This is a genomic window from Kitasatospora sp. NPDC004723, from assembly GCF_040609255.1.
GTDB lineage: Bacteria > Actinomycetota > Actinomycetes > Streptomycetales > Streptomycetaceae > Kitasatospora.
Genome location: NZ_JBEXJT010000016.1, coordinates 36,144 through 53,638, shown reverse-complemented (window position 1 = coordinate 53,638; position 17,495 = coordinate 36,144). Strand labels below are relative to the sequence as shown.

Below are 17,495 nucleotides of genomic sequence, written 5' to 3'. Positions count from 1 at the left end.
CTCAGGCCACCCCGATGCCGTAGAAGTCGGTGTTGGCGTCGACGTCCAGGACCAGCCCGTCCACCTTGCCGTGCCGGGCGACGTCCATGGTGGCGATGTAGGCCGGGAAGGAGTACGCCTGCTCGACGATCCTCCGCTGGACCTTGCGGTACAGCTCGGCGCGCTGCGCGGCGTCCACGGTCGCGTCGGCCTGGTCCAGCCAGCCGTCGATCTCGGCGTCCTTGACCCGGCTGCCGTTCGCTCCGCCGCCCCCGAACTGGGACCTGGAGTGGTAGAGGCTGCCCAGCAGGCTCGGGTCGGAGCCCTGCCAGGCGAAGGCGAACACGTCGTAGTCGCCCTTGCCGGTGCGCCCGATGGAGCCCGCGGAGTCCAGCGGCACCAGCTTCAGTTCGATGCCGACCTGCTTCAGCGCGTCCTGCACGCCCACGTCGAAGGTGTGGTTCTGGGCCGAGACGAAGGTCTGCACGTACGGCTGCTCGGCGGTGAGGCGCTTGCCGTCCTTGGTGCGGTAGCCCTCGGCGTCCCGCCCGGTCCAGCCGGCCTCGTCCAGCAGCTTCTCCGCCTTCTCCTTGCTGTACTCCCAGGCCGGCTTGGCGAACGACGGCTCGGCGCCGGGGGTGGAGGGCGCCAGCGGCCCCCAGGCCTGCTCGTACTCGCCCTGGAAGATGCCCTTGACGATCCCGGCGAAGTCGATCGCGTGCCGGACGGCCTGCCGGGCGCGCGGGTCGTCGAACGGCGCGCGGGCGGTGTTGAGGTAGTAGGTGTAGGGGACGCCGGGGATCGCCTTGCGGACCACCTGGACGCCGTTCCGGCCGCGCAGGCCGGCCAGCCGGTTGGCGGGGATCAGCTCGGCGGCGTCCACTTGGCCGGACGTCAGGGCGCCGACCCGGGAGGCGTCCTCCTTCAGGAGCAGCACGACGATGCTCTCCAGCTTCGCCCGCCCCTGGTGGGCGGCGGTCGGCGGGGCCCAGTCGTAGTCGGTCCGGCGCTTGAACACCGCCTGCTGGCCCGGCGTCACCGACTCGAAGGTGAACGGGCCGGTGCCGACGACGAACGCGCCGCCGGAGGAGAGGTCGCCCGCGTGGTCGCGCAGTGCGACGGGGGAGTGGAGGCCGAGGAAGGTGCTCCCCACCGAGCCGAGGAAGGAGGAGTGAGGGGCCGTCAGGTGAACGGCCACCGTGCGCGGGTCGACCACCTCGGTCTCCTTGTAGGGGCCGAGCAGGCCGGCCGCCCGCTTGGACGCCGTCTTCGCCGCCGTGACGTGGTCGAAGTTCGCCTTCACGGCCGCCGCGTCGAACGGGGTGCCGTCGCTGAAGGTCACGCCGGTGCGCAGGGTGAAGGTGTAGGTGAGGCCGTCGGGCGAGACCGTCCACGAATCGGCCAGCCACGGCTTGACGGTCCCGTCCGGAGCGATCGCGACCAGCGACTCCAGCACCGGGCGCAGCAGCCGCCCGGTGACGGCGGTGGACGCGGCGTGCGGGTCCCAGCTGTCGGGTTCGACGGCGGCGCCGTAGCGCAGGGTGCCGCCGCCGTTCCTCGCGGAGGGCGGGGCGGAGGAGTCGGAGCAGGCCGTGAGGACGGCGGGGCCGATGACGGCGGCGGCGGTCAGGGTGACCGGGAGACGGAGGAAACGGCGTCTGGTGTACATGGGTTCTTTCTCGATCCTGCGCGAGGCGGGGGAACGGTGGGCGGCGCAAGGCCCGCCCACCCCCGAGGGGGAGGCGCTGATGGCCCCGGCCACGGACGATGCGACGAGTCTGCTGGCTCCGTCCGGATCCGACCCCCTGACCGTCCCCCTGTGCGGGCCCTTTCCGGGGCCCGTGGGTTTGGCGGCGGGACGCTCGCGGGTGTGCTCGGCGGGTGCGCTCGGCGGGCGGGCTCTGACGTGGCGCGGGGTGCGGTGTGGCCCCTGCGGCGGTGCGCGCCGTCAGGGTGGTGCGGCTGTTCCGGGGAGCCGTGCGGAACGGCCGCACGGGGACCGTCACAGGTGCGGCACGGGGGAATCCGCAGACTTGAGGTCCGGTCCGGGGGTGCTCCCGGCGGCGGCCGCGGGGCTGCGCAGGACGAAGGCGGCCACCAGGACGCCGACCGCGACGAAGACGGCGCTGAGCCCGTAGGAGAGGTGGAAGCCGCCGGTGAGCGCCACCACCTTGCTGTCGCCCTCGCCGAGCAGCGTCGCGGTGCGGGAGGCGGCCACCGTGGCGAGTACGGCGGTGCCGATCGAGGCGCCGACCTGCTGGGTGGTGTTCACCAGTCCGGAGGCGATGCCGGCGTCGTTGGGCGAGGTGACCGACATGGCCTGGCCGATCAGCGCCGGCATGGCCGCGCCGAAGCCGAGGCCGAGCAGCACGAACGGCGGCACGATGTCGGCGAGGAAGCTTCCGTCGCTCGGCACCCGGGCCAGCAGCGCGAGCGCCGCGGCCACCAGCAGCAGACCGACGACCAGCACCCGGCGGGGCCCGAACCTCTGGTTCAGCTCGACCGCGAAGCCCAGCGAGACGATCGCGATGGTGACCGGCGCGGGCAGGAAGGCGAGCCCGGTCTTCAGCGCGTCGTAGCCCAGGACGTTCTGGAAGTACAGCGCGGTGCAGAACTGGTAGCCGAACAGGCCGGCGACCATCAGGACCATGATGCCGTTGGCGGCGGAGACCGCCCGGGAGCGGAAGATGCGCAGCGGCAGCAGAGGCTTGGCCGCGTAGGCCTGGCGGACCACGAAACCGGCCAGCAGCACCAGCGAGCCGGCCAGCAGGCCCAGCGTGCGGCCGTCGCGCCAGGTGTACTCCTCGGCCTTGATGATCGTGTAGACCAGCAGCATCAGACCGCCGGTGGCGAGCACCGAACCGACCAGGTCGGCGCCCTCGCGCAGCCCCGGTCCCTTCCCGCCGGGCACCACGCTCCGCGTCAGCACGAGCGCCACCAGGCCGATCGGCACGTTGACGTAGAACACCCACGGCCAGCTGAAGCTCTGCGTCAGCACGCCGCCCAGGATCAGGCCCAGCGAGGCGCCGGCCGCGGAGACGAACGCGTACGCCGCCAGTGCCTTGGCGCGCTCGCCGGCGTCGGGGAACAGGGTGATGATCATGCCCAGGACGACGGCCGAGGCGAGCGCCCCGCCGACCCCCTGGACGAACCGGAACACCACCAGCGCCGTCGAGGAGGAGGACAGGCCGCAGACCAGCGAGGCCACCGTGAACAGGCCCAGGCCCGCACTGAAGACGCGCCGGCCGCCCAGCAGGTCGCCCAGCCGGCCGGAGAGCAGCAGCAGCCCGGCGAACGCGATGAGGTAGGCGTTGACCACCCAGGCCAGGCCGGACTGGGTGAAGCCGAGGTCGGTCTGGATGGTCGGGAGGGCGACGGTCACGATCGAACCGTCGAGGATGATCATCAGGTTGCCGGTGCAGAGGACCCCCAGTGCCAACCAGCGTGACCTGGAAGGCTGGAGGGACGGCGGGGCTTGCGTGGTCATCGGAGGAGTCCTTCGGGGAAATGGCCGGGGAGGGGCGCCCGGTGGCGCCCGCGCTCCCTGAGGGCACTTCTTGTTACAGCGACCATCCTGTGTGACCATCAAGTCCACCGTAAGGAGGCACTTTCATGTTCCTGGGGAACAACGATGTGATCGAGGACATCGGCGAGGCCGACGGCGGCGTCGACGACCCGGCCCCCATCCGCGAGGCGTGCACCGTCCTGGAGGCGCTCAACCGGATCAGCGGCAAGTGGGCGATCGGGATCCTGCTCAACCTCAGCCACGGTCCGGTCCGCTTCACCGAACTCGAACGGTCCGTACCCGGGATCAGCCGCCGCATGCTCACCCTGACGCTGCGGAACCTCGAACGCGACGGACTGATCGAGCGCACCGTCTACGCGACCGTGCCGCCCAAGGTGGAGTACCGCGGCACCGAGATGGCCGACGAGCTCTACAGCTCCCTCAAGGGCCTCACCGCCTGGGCAGAGCGCCACCGCGACGCCATCGCCCGCTCGCGCGACTCCTACGACCGGAAGCAGCAAGCGGCGGGCGCCGGGGACCTCTGAGGTCCGGCCCTCCACCAGTCCGCTCGCGAACGCCGCGAGGCCGTCTCCGTTCCGGCGTCCCGTCCCGCCGGGACAAGGGCGGTGTTCGGCTGCGAGAACCTGGCTCTGTTTGCGGGTCGACCGCACCGTCGCCAAGACCCGCAACCTCTCACTGACCAGGGGGCCGCGTGCTGGCGGCTCCGGCTCCGGCCTCGGCCTCGCCATCGCCCGGTCCCTGGTCGCCGCCCACGGCGGCCGCATCACCCTCGACACGGCCCCCGGCCACGGCTGCATCTTCCGCATCCTGCTGCCCCTCCCCTCCGGCGAGCCGCCGAACACCGAGCGGTGATCCCGCCCGGCCCACCGCCCCCGGCCCCGGAACCGCCCGGCCTGAGACCGCCCGGGGCCCCCGAACCGCCCGGCCCGAGACCGCCCGGAGAACTGCAGAGAGGGCGCGGCGCACCAGGCCGCCACCTCGCGCCCGGACCGCGAGGGCCTGGTGGCTCTGTTCCGGGGGCTGCTGGAGAACGTTGCCGGGCCCGGTCGGAGCAGGACCCGGCCGGCGGGCAGGCCCAGGCGAATTGATCAACTGTATGGCGTGATGCACCGGCGGTGATCGTCGCGGGCGAGGCGTCCGCGACGATCACCGTCATGTCTGTCTGTGCGGGCAAGCCTGCCTACGACTCGTCGTTGACGGATGCTCAGTGGGCGGTGATCGAGCCTCTGCTTCCGGAGCGGAACTCGCGCCGGGCCGGGCGGCCGTTGAAGTTCCTGCGCTCGGCGGCGAGGGTGGGCGTGGCGACCTGGAGGTCGATGCGCCGGCGGATGGGCGCCTTTTGTCAAAGGTCCACCCGTGCCCCACGGCCCCAAGGTCCCGCCTCGCCGGTCGACCTGATGATCCGTCACCGCGAAAGCAGGGGTGGCGCCTGTCCGCGGGAAGACGGCGGTTCTGTCGCCCGGTCGAGGAGTTCCTTGACGGGATGGGTTCGACGCCCTGTTCCAGGAGGAGGGCCGTGGTCGAGGCCCCCGCGTCGTGGAGGCGGAGCTGTCGGAAGTGTGCGCGGCGGGGGAGTGCGGTGAACCGGCGGCCTCGGTGGCTCACAGGCGGTAGTCGGTGCATGGGCCCAGGAGGGGTTGCCGGAGCCCGGGTGCCGCCCCGCCGGACTACGGATGAACGGGCGCTGGCCACCTCGGGAACGCGGGGGTGGTGCAAATCGATGGTTGTTCCGACATGTCGACCACCTGCCCCAAATTTTCAAGACCCCTGCAAAACCCCTCAGAACCGTTGACACCGCGTAACGGCCCGAGTAGCGTCACTGATCATCGCGCTGATAATACGTATTATCAGCGATGGCCTCGCAGCCTTCGGAGGAGTTCCCCCGTGCCAAGGATCACGCAGCGTGACATCGCTCGCCTCGCCGGCGTCAGCCAGGCGGTGGTCTCGCTCGTGCTGAACAACAGGACCGACGCGACGACCCGCATCGCTCCCGAGACCAGACAGCGTGTCCTCGACGTGATCCGGGAGACCGGGTACGCGGCCGACCCCGTGGCCCGCCGCATGGTGCGTCAGCTCAACCAGATCGTCGGCGTGTTCACCTACGAATCAGTGTTCCCGAGCACCAGCGCCGACTTCTACTACCCGTTCCTGCGCGGCATCGAGGAGTGTGCCGAGCAGCTCAGGTGCGACCTGCTGCTGTTCACCAGCGCTCCGGTCGTCGACGGGCGGCGCAAGGTGTTCCACGAGAACAACCGGCTGCGGATCGCCGACGGCTGCATCCTGCTCGGCCGGGACATTCCGCACGACGAGCTGGCCCGGCTGAATCGCGAGAACTACCCGTTCGTGGCCGTCGGCCGACGCGACGACGCGGGTGGCCCGGTGCCCTGCGTGGGGGCGGACTACGCCGCCGCCACCCAGCAGCTGGTCGAGCGGGCCCGGGAGCTCGGGCACCGCGAGTTCGCCTACGTCGGGGCGGGGGAGGGAGCGGAGTCCGCCGACGACCGGATGAACGGGTTCCGCGCCGGTACCCGAGGGAGCGGCCGGCACGAGCGGACGGCCGGCCGGTCCGCGGGGGAGACCCTGGACGCGCTGCTCGCCACCGGGGTGACCGTCGCCGTGGTCGAGGGCTACGCCGACGGGGTCGCGCTGATCCGGGCGGCCCGCGAGCGAGGCGTCGACGTGCCCGGCGACCTGTCGGTCGTGGTGACCGGCGTACCGGCCGAGTCGCCGGACGCCGACATCGCGGGCACCGGCTTCCGCATTCCGCGCCGGGAGATGGGCTGGCAGTCGGTGGAACTCCTCGCCGCCTTACTGGAAGACCGGTCGACCACCACGCTCCAGCGGCTTCTGCCGTGCCACTTCGTCGAGGGGCGGACCCTCGGCGAACCGAGAAAGGACCGTTTTGACTGAGATACGCAGTGACGTGCTGGTGGTCGGCGGAGGGCTGGGCGGCGTCGCCGCGGCGCTCGCCGCCGCCCGCGCCGGCCGGACCGTGGTGCTGACCGAGGAGTTCGACTGGATCGGCGGGCAGCTCACCAGCCAGGCGGTGCCGCCGGACGAGCATTCCTGGGTGGAGCAGTTCGGCGTCACGGCCAGCTACCGGGCCCTGCGCGACGGCATCCGCGACTACTACCGCCGGCACTACCCGCTCACCGAACGGGCCAGGGCCCGCCTCGAACTGAACCCCGGCGGGGGCTGGGTGAGCAAGCTCTGCCACGAGCCGCGGGTCGCGCTGGCGGTCATCGAGGCGATGCTCGCGCCCTACCGCGCCAGCGGGCGGCTCACCGTCCTCCAGCCGTACCGGCCGACCGCCGCCGACACCGACGGCGACCGGGTGACCGCGGTGACCCTGACCCACCGCGACACCGGCGAGAAGGTCCACGCCACCGCCAGCTACGTGCTGGACGCCACCGAGACCGGCGAGCTGCTGCCGCTCACCGGCACCGAGTACGTCACCGGCTTCGAGTCCTCCGTGGACACCGGCGAGCCGAGCGCCCCGTCGGTCGCCCAGCCGCTGAACATGCAGGCCGTGTCGGTGTGCTTCGCCATGGACCACGTCGACGGCGACCACACCATCGACAAGCCCGCGGACTACGACTTCTGGCGGTCCTACCGGCCTGAGGTGTGGGGCGGACCGCTGCTGTCCTGGCAGTACCCGCACCCCCGGACGCTGGAGCGGGTCGGGCACGACTTCAGCCCCAACCCCGACGACGACCCGCTGTCGGTCATCGCCGACCAGCGCGTCAACCCCGGCAACGCCAACCTGTGGACGTTCCGCCGGATCGCCGCCCGAGGCACCTTCACCGACGGCGCGTACGCCAGCGACATCACCCTGGTCAACTGGCCGATGATCGACTACCTCGAAGGCCCGGTCCTCGACGTCCCCGACGCCGCCGACCACCTGCGCCGGGCCAGGGAGCTGAGCTTCGCCTTCCTGTACTGGATGCAGACCGAGGCGCCCCGCCCGGACGGCGGCACCGGATTCCCGGGGCTGCGGCTGCGCGGCGACATCACCGGCGGCACCGACGGCCTGGCCCAGGCCCCGTACATCCGCGAGGCGCGCCGGATCAAGGCCGACTACACCGTCGTCGAGCAGGACCTCTCGCTCGCCGTCCGCGGGGAACGGGGCGCCGTGCGGTACCCGGACTCCGTCGGCCTGGGCATGTACCGGATCGACCTGCACCCCTCGACGGGCGGCGACAACTACATCGACGTCGGCTGCAGCCCGTTCGAGATTCCGCTGGGCGCGCTCCTGCCGCAGAGGGTCGAGAACCTCCTGCCCGCCGGCAAGAACATCGGCACCACCCACATCACCAACGGCGCCTACCGGGTCCACCCGGTCGAGTGGAACATCGGGGAGGCCGCCGGCGCGCTCGCCGCCTTCTGCCTCACTCACGGCACCCGCCCCCGTGCGGTCCGGGAGAACCCCGAGCTGCTCTCGGCCTTCCAGGACCAGCTCACCGCGGCCGGCGTCGAACTGCGCTGGCCCGACATCACGGGCTACTAGGCCTCCACGCACCACCGAGGGAGAACACCATGATGATACGAAGAGGGCTGGCCACGGTCGCCGCCGCGATGTCCGCCACGCTCGTCCTGGCCGCGTGCGGTGGAGAGGACTCGAAGGACGACAAGAGTCCGGTGAGCCTGCGGATGACGGTCTGGACGGCCAACAAGCCGCACCTGCAGCTGTTCAACGACATCGCCGCCGAGTACATGAAGACCCACCCCGAGGTGAAGGAGATCAAGTTCGACCCGCTGCCGTTCGAGAGCTACAGCACGGCGCTCACCACCCAGATGACCGGCGGCAACGCCCCCGACCTCGCGTGGGTCTTCGAGAAGGACGCGGCCGACTTCGTCAGCTCCGGGGCCCTGGTGCCGCTCGACGACACCCTGAAGCAGACCAGCGGCTACCAGTACGAGGACCTGATCCCGAGCACCACCAAGCTCTGGAAGAGCGACGACAAGCTGTACGCGTACCCGTTCTCCACCTCGCCGTTCGGTGTCTTCGTCAACCGCGACCTGCTGAAGCAGGCCGGCCAGCAGACCCCGGACGAGCTCGCCAAGGCGGGCAAGTGGGACTGGACGACCGTGCTCGCCGAGGGCGCCGAGGTGCACCGCTCCACCGGCAAGGCCGGCCTCGTGATCCGTGACTTCGAGTACAAGGAGTGGAGCAACGCGGCCACCTTCTGGGGCGGCTGGAAGGCCGAGCCCTGGAGCGCCGACGGCAAGACCTGCACCTTCAACAGCACGCCGATGGTCGACGCGATGACCACCCTGCACAAGGGGATCTTCGAGGACAAGGCGATGCCGGGCCCCGGCGAGACCGCCGACTTCTTCACCGGCGACGCGGCGATGACCATCACCCAGATCAGCCGGGCGTCGCTGCTGGAGAACGCCAAGTTCGACTGGGACCTGGTGCCGCTGCCGGCCGGACCGGCCGGCGACTACTCGGTGATCGGCCAGGCCGGCGTCGGCGTGGTCAAGCGGGGCGGCCACACCAAGCAGGCCAAGGACTTCCTCGCCTACTTCACCAACCCGGAGAACTCCGCCAAGCTCGCCGCCTACTTCCCGCCGCCGCGGGAGTCCCAGCTCACCGCGGAGAACCTGGCCAAGACCAACCCGCTGCTGAAGAACGAGCAGCTCGAAAGCGTGGTCGTCAACGGCGTCAAGAAGGGTGTGGTCAAGCCCGGCCACGCCGGCCAGGCCGAACTCGCCCAGCGGGTCCGCGCCGGACTGGACCCGCTGTGGACGCCGAACGCCAACGTCAAGGGCGTTCTCGACGACCTGTGCAAGAACATCTCCCCGCTGCTGGAGAAGTGACCATGCCCGTCTCCCCGCCAACAGCGGTGGCGGACCCGCTCAAGAGCGGGTCCGCCACCGCGGGGCAGCCGCCGCGACCTCCGTTCTGGACCCGGCGCCGACGTGACCAGCTCGCCGGTTTCGCGTTCATCACGCCCCAACTCCTCGGCAGCGCCGTCTTCGTGCTGCTGCCCATCGCCCTGGTCTTCCGGTACAGCCTGCATGAGTGGAACGTGCTGGCCGGCGACTTCAGCTACACGGGCGGCGACAACTACACCCAGCTGCTGGACGACGCCAACCTGCCCGAGGTACTGAAGTCCACGGCCCTGTTCTCGGTCGGCCTGGTGGTGCTCAACCTCTCCCTGGCCCTCCTGCTCGCCGTCCTGCTCAACCAGAAGCTGCGCGGAATGACGGTGTTCCGCACGCTGTTCTTCTCGCCCGTCGTGGTGTCGCTGGTCGCCTGGACCATCGTGTGGGGCTTCCTGCTCCAGAACAACGGCGGCATCAACGGCCTGCTGCACACCGTCGGCATCGACGGACCCAACTGGCTGCGTGGCGAGGGCACCGCCATGTTCTCGGTCATCGTCGTGCAGGTGTTCAAGAACGTCGGTCTGAACATGGTGCTGTTCCTGGCCGCCCTCCAGGGCGTGCCCAAGGAGCTGTACGAGGCGGCCCGGGTCGACGGCGCCGGCGCGTGGGTCCGGTTCCGGTCCATCACCCTGCCGCTGATCAGCCCGACGATCCTGCTGACGTCGGTGATCACCATCGTGGGCTCGCTCCAGGTGTTCGCGCAGATCGCGGTGCTCACCCAGGGCGGCCCGAAGCTGTCCACCACCGTGCTCGTCTACTACCTCTACCAGCAGGCCTTCCAGTTCCATCACTTCGGTTACGGCGCGACCCTGTCCATCCTGCTGCTGCTGATCGTGCTGGCGCTCACCGTGCTCCAGTGGCAGATGCGCAAGAGGTGGGTCTTCTATGAATCGTAAAATCCCGCTGCGCACCCGGGTCGCCCTGTACGGCCTGCTCTGCGTGCTCGCGATCCCCTTCGTCTTCCCGACCTGGTGGATGGTGACGTCGTCGTTCAAGCCGATCGCCGACATCTTCTCCTACCCGCCGAAGCTCTTCCCGACCAACCCGACGTTCTCGGCCTACAAGGACGTCTTCGACGGGCGCCCGTTCGTCCAGCAGTACGTCAACAGCCTCTACATCGCCGCGCTGGTGACGGCGGGGACGATGATCGTCTCCTCGCTCGCCGGGTACGCCTTCGCCCGCATCAAGTTCCGCGGCCAGAACGCGCTGTTCCTGGTGGTGCTGGTGGGCCTGCTCATCCCGAGCGAGGTCACCATCGTCCCGCTCTTCCAGATGTTCAACGACCTCGGCCTGGTCGACACCCACTGGCCGCTGATCCTGGTGCCGATCTTCGGCGCGCCGAGCGTCATGGCCACGTTCATCATGCGGCAGTTCTTCATCAGTCTGCCCAATGAACTGGAGGAGGCCGCCCGGATCGACGGCATCGGCTACTTCGGCACGTTCTGGCGGATCGCCCTGCCGCTCGCCAAGCCGGCGCTCGGCGCCGTCGCGATCTTCACCTTCCTGCAGAGCTGGAACCTCTACCTGGAGCCCGTGGTGTACCTCTCCTCACCGGAGATGTTCACCCTGCCGCAGGCGCTCACCCAGTACGTGGACTCCTACGGCGGGGCCATGTGGAACGTCCAGCTCGCTGCGGCGTCGCTGACCGCCGTCCCGGTGCTGGTCGTGTTCGTCATCGCCCAGAAGCAGTTCATCGAGGGCCTCGCCCACACGGGGCTGAAGTGAACGCCACACTCGGCATCGACATCGGCGGCACCAAGACGCTGGCCGCCCTCGTCGGACCCGACGGCGCCGTGGTCGACCAGGCGCGAGCCGACACCCCGGCCGCGCAGGGCCCGGACGCGGTGCTGCGGACCGCCGCCGACCTGGCCCGGCGCCTCGGCGGCGCCGGTCCGGTCGGCGTCGGCGCCGCGGGTCTCATCGACCCGGCCACCGGCGCCGTCCGGTACGCCACCGACTCCCTGCCCGGCTGGGCCGGCACCCCGGTGGCCGATGAGCTGGCCCAGCGCATCGGCCGGCCCGTCGTGGTGGACAACGACGTCAACGCCGCCGCCCTCGGCGAGAGCTGGGCCGGGGCCGCCCGCGGTCACGCACATGTGCTGCTGGTCGCGGTCGGCACCGGCCTCGGCGGCGGCCTGGTCCGCGGCGGCGCCGTCGACCACGGGGCGCGCGGCGGCGCCGGGGAGCTGGCTCACCTTCCGGCGCCCGACGCCGGCGAGCTGACCTGCGGCTGCGGGCGCACCGGACACCTGGAGGCCGTGGCCTCCGGCACCGGCCTCGCCCGCGCCTATCGGCTGCGCACCGGGGCGGACGTCACCGGCCGCGAGGTCGCCGCCCGCTGCGCCGCCGGCGACCCGGCCGCCCTGGAGGTCCTGGCCACCGCCGGCCACGCCCTCGGCCGGGCCCTCGCGGGTCTGGTGGCGCTGCTCGATCCGACGACGGTGGTGGTGGCCGGAGGCGCCGGCAGGGCGCTGCTGCCGTACGCCCGGAGCGCGTACGCCGCCGAGCGGCTGCCGGTCCACGCCGACGTGTCGCTGGTCCCGGCCGCGCTCGGTGACGCGGCGGTCGCCGTCGGCGCGGCCCGGGCGGCGATGACCCGGCCGGCCATGGGCCCGCCGTCCGGTGCCGGTGCCGGGCCCGGTCCCGGTCCCGGACCTGCCGAACCCAGCAGCCGGCCGCGGTCGGCCACCTTCCCGCACACCTTCCCGCACACCTTCCCGCACACCTTCCCGCACACCACCGAAACGGAGCCCCGGTGAACGTTCTCGACACCCTCCGCGGTGGCCTGGTGGTCTCCTGCCAGCCGCTGCCGGACGAACCCGCCGACCCGATGCGCGACGCAGCCGTGCAGGCGCGGGTCGCCGCCGCGGCGGTCCTCGGCGGCGCGGCGGGCATCCGCGCCAACGCCCCCGAGGACATCGCCGCCGTGCGGGCGGCGGTGGACGTGCCGGTCATCGGCCTGTGGAAGGACGGCCCAGGGCCGGTCGTGATCACGCCGACCAGCAGGCACGCCCGGGCCGTCGCGCAGGCCGGGGCGCACGTGGTCGCCATCGACGCCACCGACCGTCCGCGGCCCGAGCCGTTCGCGGCCCTCGTCGCCGCCGCGCACGCGGCCGGCGCCCTCGTCCTGGCGGACGTGTCCACCGAGGAGGAGGGACAGGCCGCGGCCGACGCGGGCGCGGACGCCGTCGCCACCACGCTCTCCGGCTACACCCCGCACACCCGGAAGACCCCGGGGCCCGACTTCGGCCTGCTGGAACGCCTGGTCGCGAGGCTGTCCGTCCCGGTGATCGCCGAAGGCCGCTACCGCACTGCGGACGACCTGCGGCGCGCCTACGCCGCAGGGGCACACGCCGTGGTGGTGGGCAACGCCATCACCTCACCGCTGTACCTGACCAGGGAGCTGGCCCGGTCAGTTCCCGCTCACGCCGACGCGAACGGAGTGCACCCCCGATGAGAAGACGCACCGTCCTCACTGCCGGCCTCACCGCCGGAGCCGCCGTCCTGGCCGCCCCGCTGGTGGGCCTCACCTCGCAGACGGCCACCGCGGCCCCGCGTGCGAGCCGCCGGATCGCCCTCGTCCCTCTCGACGACCGGCCCGTCAACGTCTACTGCCCGACCATGACCGCCGCCGTCGCCGGTGTCGACCTCGCACTGCCGCCGCGCGACACCCTCGGCCGCTTCTTCCAGCCCGGGGACGGCGCGGCCGTCGCCCGCTGGCTGGGCTCGGTCGGCGCCGACGAGTACGTGATCTCGGTCAGCATGCTCGCCTACGGCGGCCTGATCGCCTCCCGCACGGGCAAGCCCACCCTTGAGTCGGCGCGGGCCAACATCGCGGCGATCCGGGCCCTGCGGGCGGCCCGGCCGGGCGCGCAGATCGTGGTCCACGACACCATCCAGCGCCTCGCGCTGACCCCCGGCAACCCCGACCTCGAGCAGTACGTGGCCGCGCTGGTCGAGTGGGCCAAGCTGTACGACCAGGTGGAGAACCTCGGCAGGGAGGACCTGCGGCCCCGGCTCACGGCGGTGCGGGCCACCATCCCGGACGCGGTGGTCGACGACTACCTGAAGGCGCGGGCCCGCAACCACGAGGTCAACCGGCAGATGGTCGAGTGGGTCGCCGACGGCACCATCAGCCACCTGGTGCTTTCCGAGGACGACACCGCCCCGGTGGGCCTGGCCCGGGCCGAACGCGTCGAGCTCGAAAAGCTGGTCGAGCAGTTGGGGGTCGGCCGGCGGGTCGAGGTCTTCCCCGGTGCGGACGAGGTCGACGCACTGCTGGTCGCCCGGCTGATCGCCGCGGGCACCTCGCCCACCTACCGGGTGGAGTACGCCGGGATCTCCGGCGAGCAGTGGACGGCGGAACTCGAAGGCATCCCGTTCGCGGAGAACATCCGCCGGCACGTGAAGTCCGTCGGCGGCACCGTCGTCGACGGCCGCGCCGACCTGGTGCTCATGGTCAACACCCCTTCGGCGGACAAGGACCAGCGGCCGGCCGACCTCGCCGCGTTCGCCCGTCGGGTCGCCGGGCTGACGTCGGCCGGGGAGTCGGTCGTCGTGGTGGACCCGATCTTCGTCAACCGTGCCGACCACGACCTGGTGGCCGAGCTGGAACAGCGCGTCGACCTGGCCGCGCTGCTGTCGTACTCCGGCTGGAACACCGGTGGCAACGCCCTCGGTCTGGCCCTGGCCCACGGCACCGCTCGCTGGGCCTTCCTGAAGCGCTCGACCAGCGGAATGGGGGTGCCGGCGCTGACCGACCCGGGCCGGGCGCACGCGGAGTACCTGCTCTACCGGTTCGTCAAGGACGACCACTGGAAGAACGTCCTCCAGAAGGCCGCCTACGCGGAGGCCAGGTCCAAGGGGTGGAACCCGTTGAACCTGACGGCCGCGCAGAAGGCTGTCTTCGACAGCTGGGTCCAGGACCGCCTCGCCCCGGTGACCCGCCAGTACTTCACCGACCACTTCGCCGGCCACCACCTCGTCCTCGGCCACCGCGGTGCGACCACCCGCACCGCCAGGCTCGCCGCCGTCAGTGACATCCACATCGAACTGCCTTGGGACCGCCTTTTCGAGGTGACGCTCGAACCCCACCTCACCCTGGCCTGAGCGGAGTACGAACGAGGCAGCACAGCCCTACCGGCACATCGGTGGCGACGAGGCGCTGGCGACCGCACCCGAGGACTACCGCCTGTTCATCAGCCGCGTCCTGCAGACCGTGCACCGCCTTGGCAAGCGGATGGCCGGCTGGGAGGAGGTCGGCCTCGCCGACATCGCCCCCGGCACCGTCGTCCAGTTCTGGGCCAACGCCGCGAAGGCCCGGGGCGCGCTGGCCCAGGGCGCCACGCTCGTCCTCTCGCCCAGCAAGAAGGCGTACTTCGACATGAAGTACGACGCCGACACGCCGATCGGGCACGACTGGGCCGGCTACACCGACGTCCAGGACGGCTACACCTGGGACCCGGTCACCTACATCCCCGGCGTCACCGAGAGCCAGGTGCACGGCGCCGAGGCCGCGTTGTGGACGGAGCGGGTGGCGACGTTCGAGGAAGTGCAGTACATGACGCTGCCGCGGCTCCCCGGCGTCGCGGAGATCGGGTGGTCGCCGGTCGACGGGCGGGAATGGGAGGAATACCGGGTACGGCTTGCCACGCACGCGCCGCGGTGGTCCGGGCTCGGGTGGCACTACCACCGATCGGTGGAGGTGCCCTGGGGGTGACCCGGTGACCCGGTGATCGGGTGATCGCTGCCGGACATGGCTGCCGGGCATCGCCGCGGCCACCGGTCCGAGCCCTCCCGGCCTGGACGCCGCAAGGTGTGTCCCGTCGCTCCGGACGTCCTCCGGAGCGACGGGACCGCGCCCTGCGCGCGGGCGGCCGTACGGGCATCGCCCGCCGACAACAGCCGGACGGCAGCTTCCACGCCGTCCCCGACGCCGCCGCGCGGACTCCCCGTCGACCTGCTCCGCATGCTCGCAGCAGGTCGATTCGTCATTGGCCCGTCAAGCCGGTTGGACGACCGCGGGCAGTGTGTCGATGCGATGGGGCCTGGACCGGCTGTGTGCGGCCGGCCTGGGGTCAACGGCCTGGTGGGCCCTCAACTGCGTGAATCCCGCCGTCAGTCAAGGCTGAGGTCGAACTTGACGGTGACCGGGGCGTGGTCGGACCAGCGCTCGGCGTGGGTGTCGGCGCGCTCGACACGGGCGTCGGTGGCGCGGGCGGCGAGGGTGGGGGTGGCGACCTGGAGGTCGATCCTCCAGCGGAACGACGGCTTTTGTAAAAGGTCCACCCGTTCGAGTGCAGGTTGTTCGAGGGTGTCTGCTGGCCTTGGCGGTAGGGGAGGCCCATGGGCAGCATGACAGCTTTGGCGCCGGTTCGGGCGGTGGTTGGTTCGCGTGTGTCGGACACGCATGGGGACGAGGGCAAGGTCTCGCACCTGGTGCAGGCGGAGTCGGCGACCAGGCACGCGCTGTCGAAGGAGTGGGAGATCGTCGGGTCCTTCGAGGACCTGGACGTCTCCGCCCAGATCACGCCGTGGGAGCGCCCGGACCTGGGTCCGTGGCTCACCGATCGGCAGGGCGAGTGGGACGCGATGGTGTGGGCGAAGGTCGACCGGGCGTTCCGGTCGGCCAAGGACTGCGCGGACGTGGCGCACTGGGCGGAGGAGAACCACAAGGTCCTCGTCTTCACCGACGACGGCATCACCCTCGACTACCGGCAGGGCCGCGAGTCGTCGTTCGGGAACGAGCTGGCGAAGGTCTTCCTGCTGCTGGCGTCGATCTTCGCGGAGATGGAGCTCAAGCGGATCAAGGCCCGCGTCTCGGCCGCGCACAAGCACCTGCGCAAGACAGACCGGTGGGCCGGCGGGCAGCCGCCGTACGGGTACCGGATCGTCGACCGCCCCGGGGGCGGGCGCACCCTCGAACCCGACCCGGTCACCTCGGAGGCCGTGCGGTACATGGGCAGGCTCCTGCTGGAGGGGCAGAGCCAGTGGATGATCGCCACCGCCCTGGAGGCCGCCGGCTTCGACACGCCGTCGATGCACGCGTACAAGAACCAGGGCGAGTCGTACTCGAGCAAGCGCAAGACGCCGCCGTCGAACCACTGGAACCCCACCAGCGTGGGGAAGATCCTGCGTTCGCCGGCGACGATGGGGCTGAAGCTCACCGGCCGCTCCGTGAAGGCCCGCAAGATCGCCCGCGACGCCAAGGGCCTGCCCATCCGCATGGCAAAGCCCCTGTTCACCGAGAAGGAGTGGGCCGCGATCCAGGCCGCGATGAACGAGCGCTCGGTGACGAAGGAGCGCTCGAACGGCGCCTCGCCCTGGCTGGGCGTTGCGCTCTGCGACCGCTGCGGCGACCGGTTCTACCGGCAGGTGAACCTCGCCAAGAACGGCAAGATCTACGAGTACTACCGGTGCGCGAAGACCGCCGGCAAGCCGGCATGCAAGGGCCAGTCCGTCAAGGGCGAGCGCGTCACCGCCGCGATCACCGCCCTGGTCGAGCGTCTGGCCGGCCTGGCGATGACGGTGCGCAGGTTCATCCCCGGCGAGGACCACACCGAGCAGCTCAACCACGTCACCGTGGCGATGAAGGATCTCCGCGAAGAGAAGCGCCGCAACCTGTTCGACTACCCCGGCGGCGACGACGAGTACGCCGAAGCCCTCGAGACCCTGGTTGACGAACGCCGCCGCCTCGCCGCCCTCCCGCAACGCCCCTCGGCCTGGGTGGAGGTCGAGACCGGCCAGACATTCGCCGACGCCTGGGCCCAGGCCGACCAGGAACACCGTCGCCAACTCCTCCTCGGCCTCAAAGCCCGCCTCTACATGACACCGGCCACCGAAGGCTGGTACCTACCCGCCGAACTCGAAGCACGAGTACCGAAGCTGGACCGCGCCGGCAGTTTGGCGTAGGTCGGTTGCCCTGGGATCGCTGTTGGACCCGAAACCTCCGTCCAGGCGGAGCTGGCTGACGGCTGGCGTGGTGCTCCTGGACGTGGCTCTCGATCTCGACCCAGACGCCGGTGAGCGCCGGCAGGGTGCCGTCGCGGCTGGCCGTGGCCACCTGGTCGAACCAGGTGGCCTGCCGGGGTGCCCTGTCACT

Annotated in this window: 13 protein-coding genes and 4 pseudogenes; 14 read left to right on the top strand and 3 right to left on the bottom strand. The window is 71.3% G+C overall.

Features of this window, described 5'->3' with window-relative positions:
• Position 1: 1 nt before the first annotated feature.
• On the bottom strand, positions 2-1,648 hold the full coding sequence (locus ABZW10_RS18015) for an ABC transporter substrate-binding protein (protein ID WP_355366165.1): 1,647 nt from the start codon (positions 1,646-1,648) through the stop codon (positions 2-4).
• 333 nt (positions 1,649-1,981) lie between these two features.
• Positions 1,982-3,466 carry a DHA2 family efflux MFS transporter permease subunit gene (locus tag ABZW10_RS18010; protein WP_355366162.1) on the bottom strand — a complete coding sequence of 495 codons (1,485 nt, stop codon included), beginning with the start codon at positions 3,464-3,466 and terminating at the stop codon, positions 1,982-1,984.
• Positions 3,467-3,591: 125 nt separating this feature from the next.
• Here ABZW10_RS18010 and ABZW10_RS18005 point away from each other — a divergent pair, with 125 nt between their 5' ends.
• From ABZW10_RS18005 to ABZW10_RS17945, 13 genes and pseudogenes are all read left to right on the top strand, one after another.
• Positions 3,592-4,029, top strand: coding sequence for a helix-turn-helix domain-containing protein (locus ABZW10_RS18005; RefSeq protein ID WP_355366159.1), 438 nt, complete (start codon positions 3,592-3,594; stop codon positions 4,027-4,029).
• Positions 4,030-4,210: 181 nt separating this feature from the next.
• Positions 4,211-4,357: pseudogene (locus ABZW10_RS18000) on the top strand (ATP-binding protein); the annotation flags it as partial.
• A 132-nt stretch (positions 4,358-4,489) separates the two neighbouring features.
• A pseudogene (locus ABZW10_RS17995) lies at positions 4,490-4,561 on the top strand (TetR/AcrR family transcriptional regulator); the annotation flags it as partial.
• Between the two features lie 98 nt (positions 4,562-4,659).
• Positions 4,660-4,785 (top strand): annotated as a pseudogene (locus ABZW10_RS17990) (transposase); the annotation flags it as partial.
• Between the two features lie 604 nt (positions 4,786-5,389).
• Positions 5,390-6,415 (top strand): LacI family DNA-binding transcriptional regulator, encoded by a 1,026-nt coding sequence (locus tag ABZW10_RS17985; protein WP_355366156.1) that lies wholly within the window; start codon positions 5,390-5,392, stop codon positions 6,413-6,415.
• Between the two features lies 1 nt (position 6,416).
• Positions 6,417-8,012 (top strand): FAD-dependent oxidoreductase, encoded by a 1,596-nt coding sequence (locus ABZW10_RS17980; protein WP_355366373.1) that lies wholly within the window; start codon positions 6,417-6,419, stop codon positions 8,010-8,012.
• A 29-nt stretch (positions 8,013-8,041) separates the two neighbouring features.
• On the top strand, positions 8,042-9,325 hold the full coding sequence (locus ABZW10_RS17975; protein ID WP_355366153.1) for a sugar ABC transporter substrate-binding protein: 1,284 nt from the start codon (positions 8,042-8,044) through the stop codon (positions 9,323-9,325).
• 2 nt (positions 9,326-9,327) lie between these two features.
• Positions 9,328-10,290: a sugar ABC transporter permease gene (locus ABZW10_RS17970; RefSeq protein WP_355366150.1), complete on the top strand. Its 963-nt coding sequence runs from the start codon at positions 9,328-9,330 to the stop codon at positions 10,288-10,290.
• On the top strand, positions 10,280-11,119 hold the full coding sequence (locus ABZW10_RS17965) for a carbohydrate ABC transporter permease (RefSeq protein ID WP_355366147.1): 840 nt from the start codon (positions 10,280-10,282) through the stop codon (positions 11,117-11,119). Before ABZW10_RS17970 ends, ABZW10_RS17965 begins: the two co-directional genes overlap by 11 nt.
• Entirely contained in the window at positions 11,116-12,153 is a 1,038-nt protein-coding gene (locus ABZW10_RS17960; RefSeq protein WP_355366144.1) for an ROK family protein, read from the top strand. The genes ABZW10_RS17965 and ABZW10_RS17960 overlap by 4 nt, the downstream gene beginning before the upstream one ends.
• Positions 12,150-12,851, top strand: a complete 702-nt coding sequence (locus ABZW10_RS17955; RefSeq protein WP_355366141.1) for a putative N-acetylmannosamine-6-phosphate 2-epimerase — start codon at positions 12,150-12,152, stop codon at positions 12,849-12,851. Before ABZW10_RS17960 ends, ABZW10_RS17955 begins: the two co-directional genes overlap by 4 nt.
• Positions 12,848-14,503: a DUF4127 family protein gene (locus ABZW10_RS17950; RefSeq protein WP_355366138.1), complete on the top strand. Its 1,656-nt coding sequence runs from the start codon at positions 12,848-12,850 to the stop codon at positions 14,501-14,503. The genes ABZW10_RS17955 and ABZW10_RS17950 overlap by 4 nt, the downstream gene beginning before the upstream one ends.
• 37 nt (positions 14,504-14,540) lie before the next feature.
• Positions 14,541-15,113 (top strand): family 20 glycosylhydrolase, encoded by a 573-nt coding sequence (locus tag ABZW10_RS17945; protein ID WP_355366370.1) that lies wholly within the window; start codon positions 14,541-14,543, stop codon positions 15,111-15,113.
• Between the two features lie 398 nt (positions 15,114-15,511).
• On the opposite strand, the pseudogene ABZW10_RS17940 reads toward ABZW10_RS17945, so the two are convergent.
• A pseudogene (locus ABZW10_RS17940) lies at positions 15,512-15,652 on the bottom strand (exodeoxyribonuclease III); the annotation flags it as partial.
• 138 nt (positions 15,653-15,790) lie between these two features.
• On the opposite strand from ABZW10_RS17940, the gene ABZW10_RS17935 reads away from it, so the two are divergent.
• Positions 15,791-17,305: a recombinase family protein gene (locus ABZW10_RS17935; RefSeq protein WP_355366135.1), complete on the top strand. Its 1,515-nt coding sequence runs from the start codon at positions 15,791-15,793 to the stop codon at positions 17,303-17,305.
• The last annotated feature ends 190 nt before the right edge of the window (positions 17,306-17,495 follow it).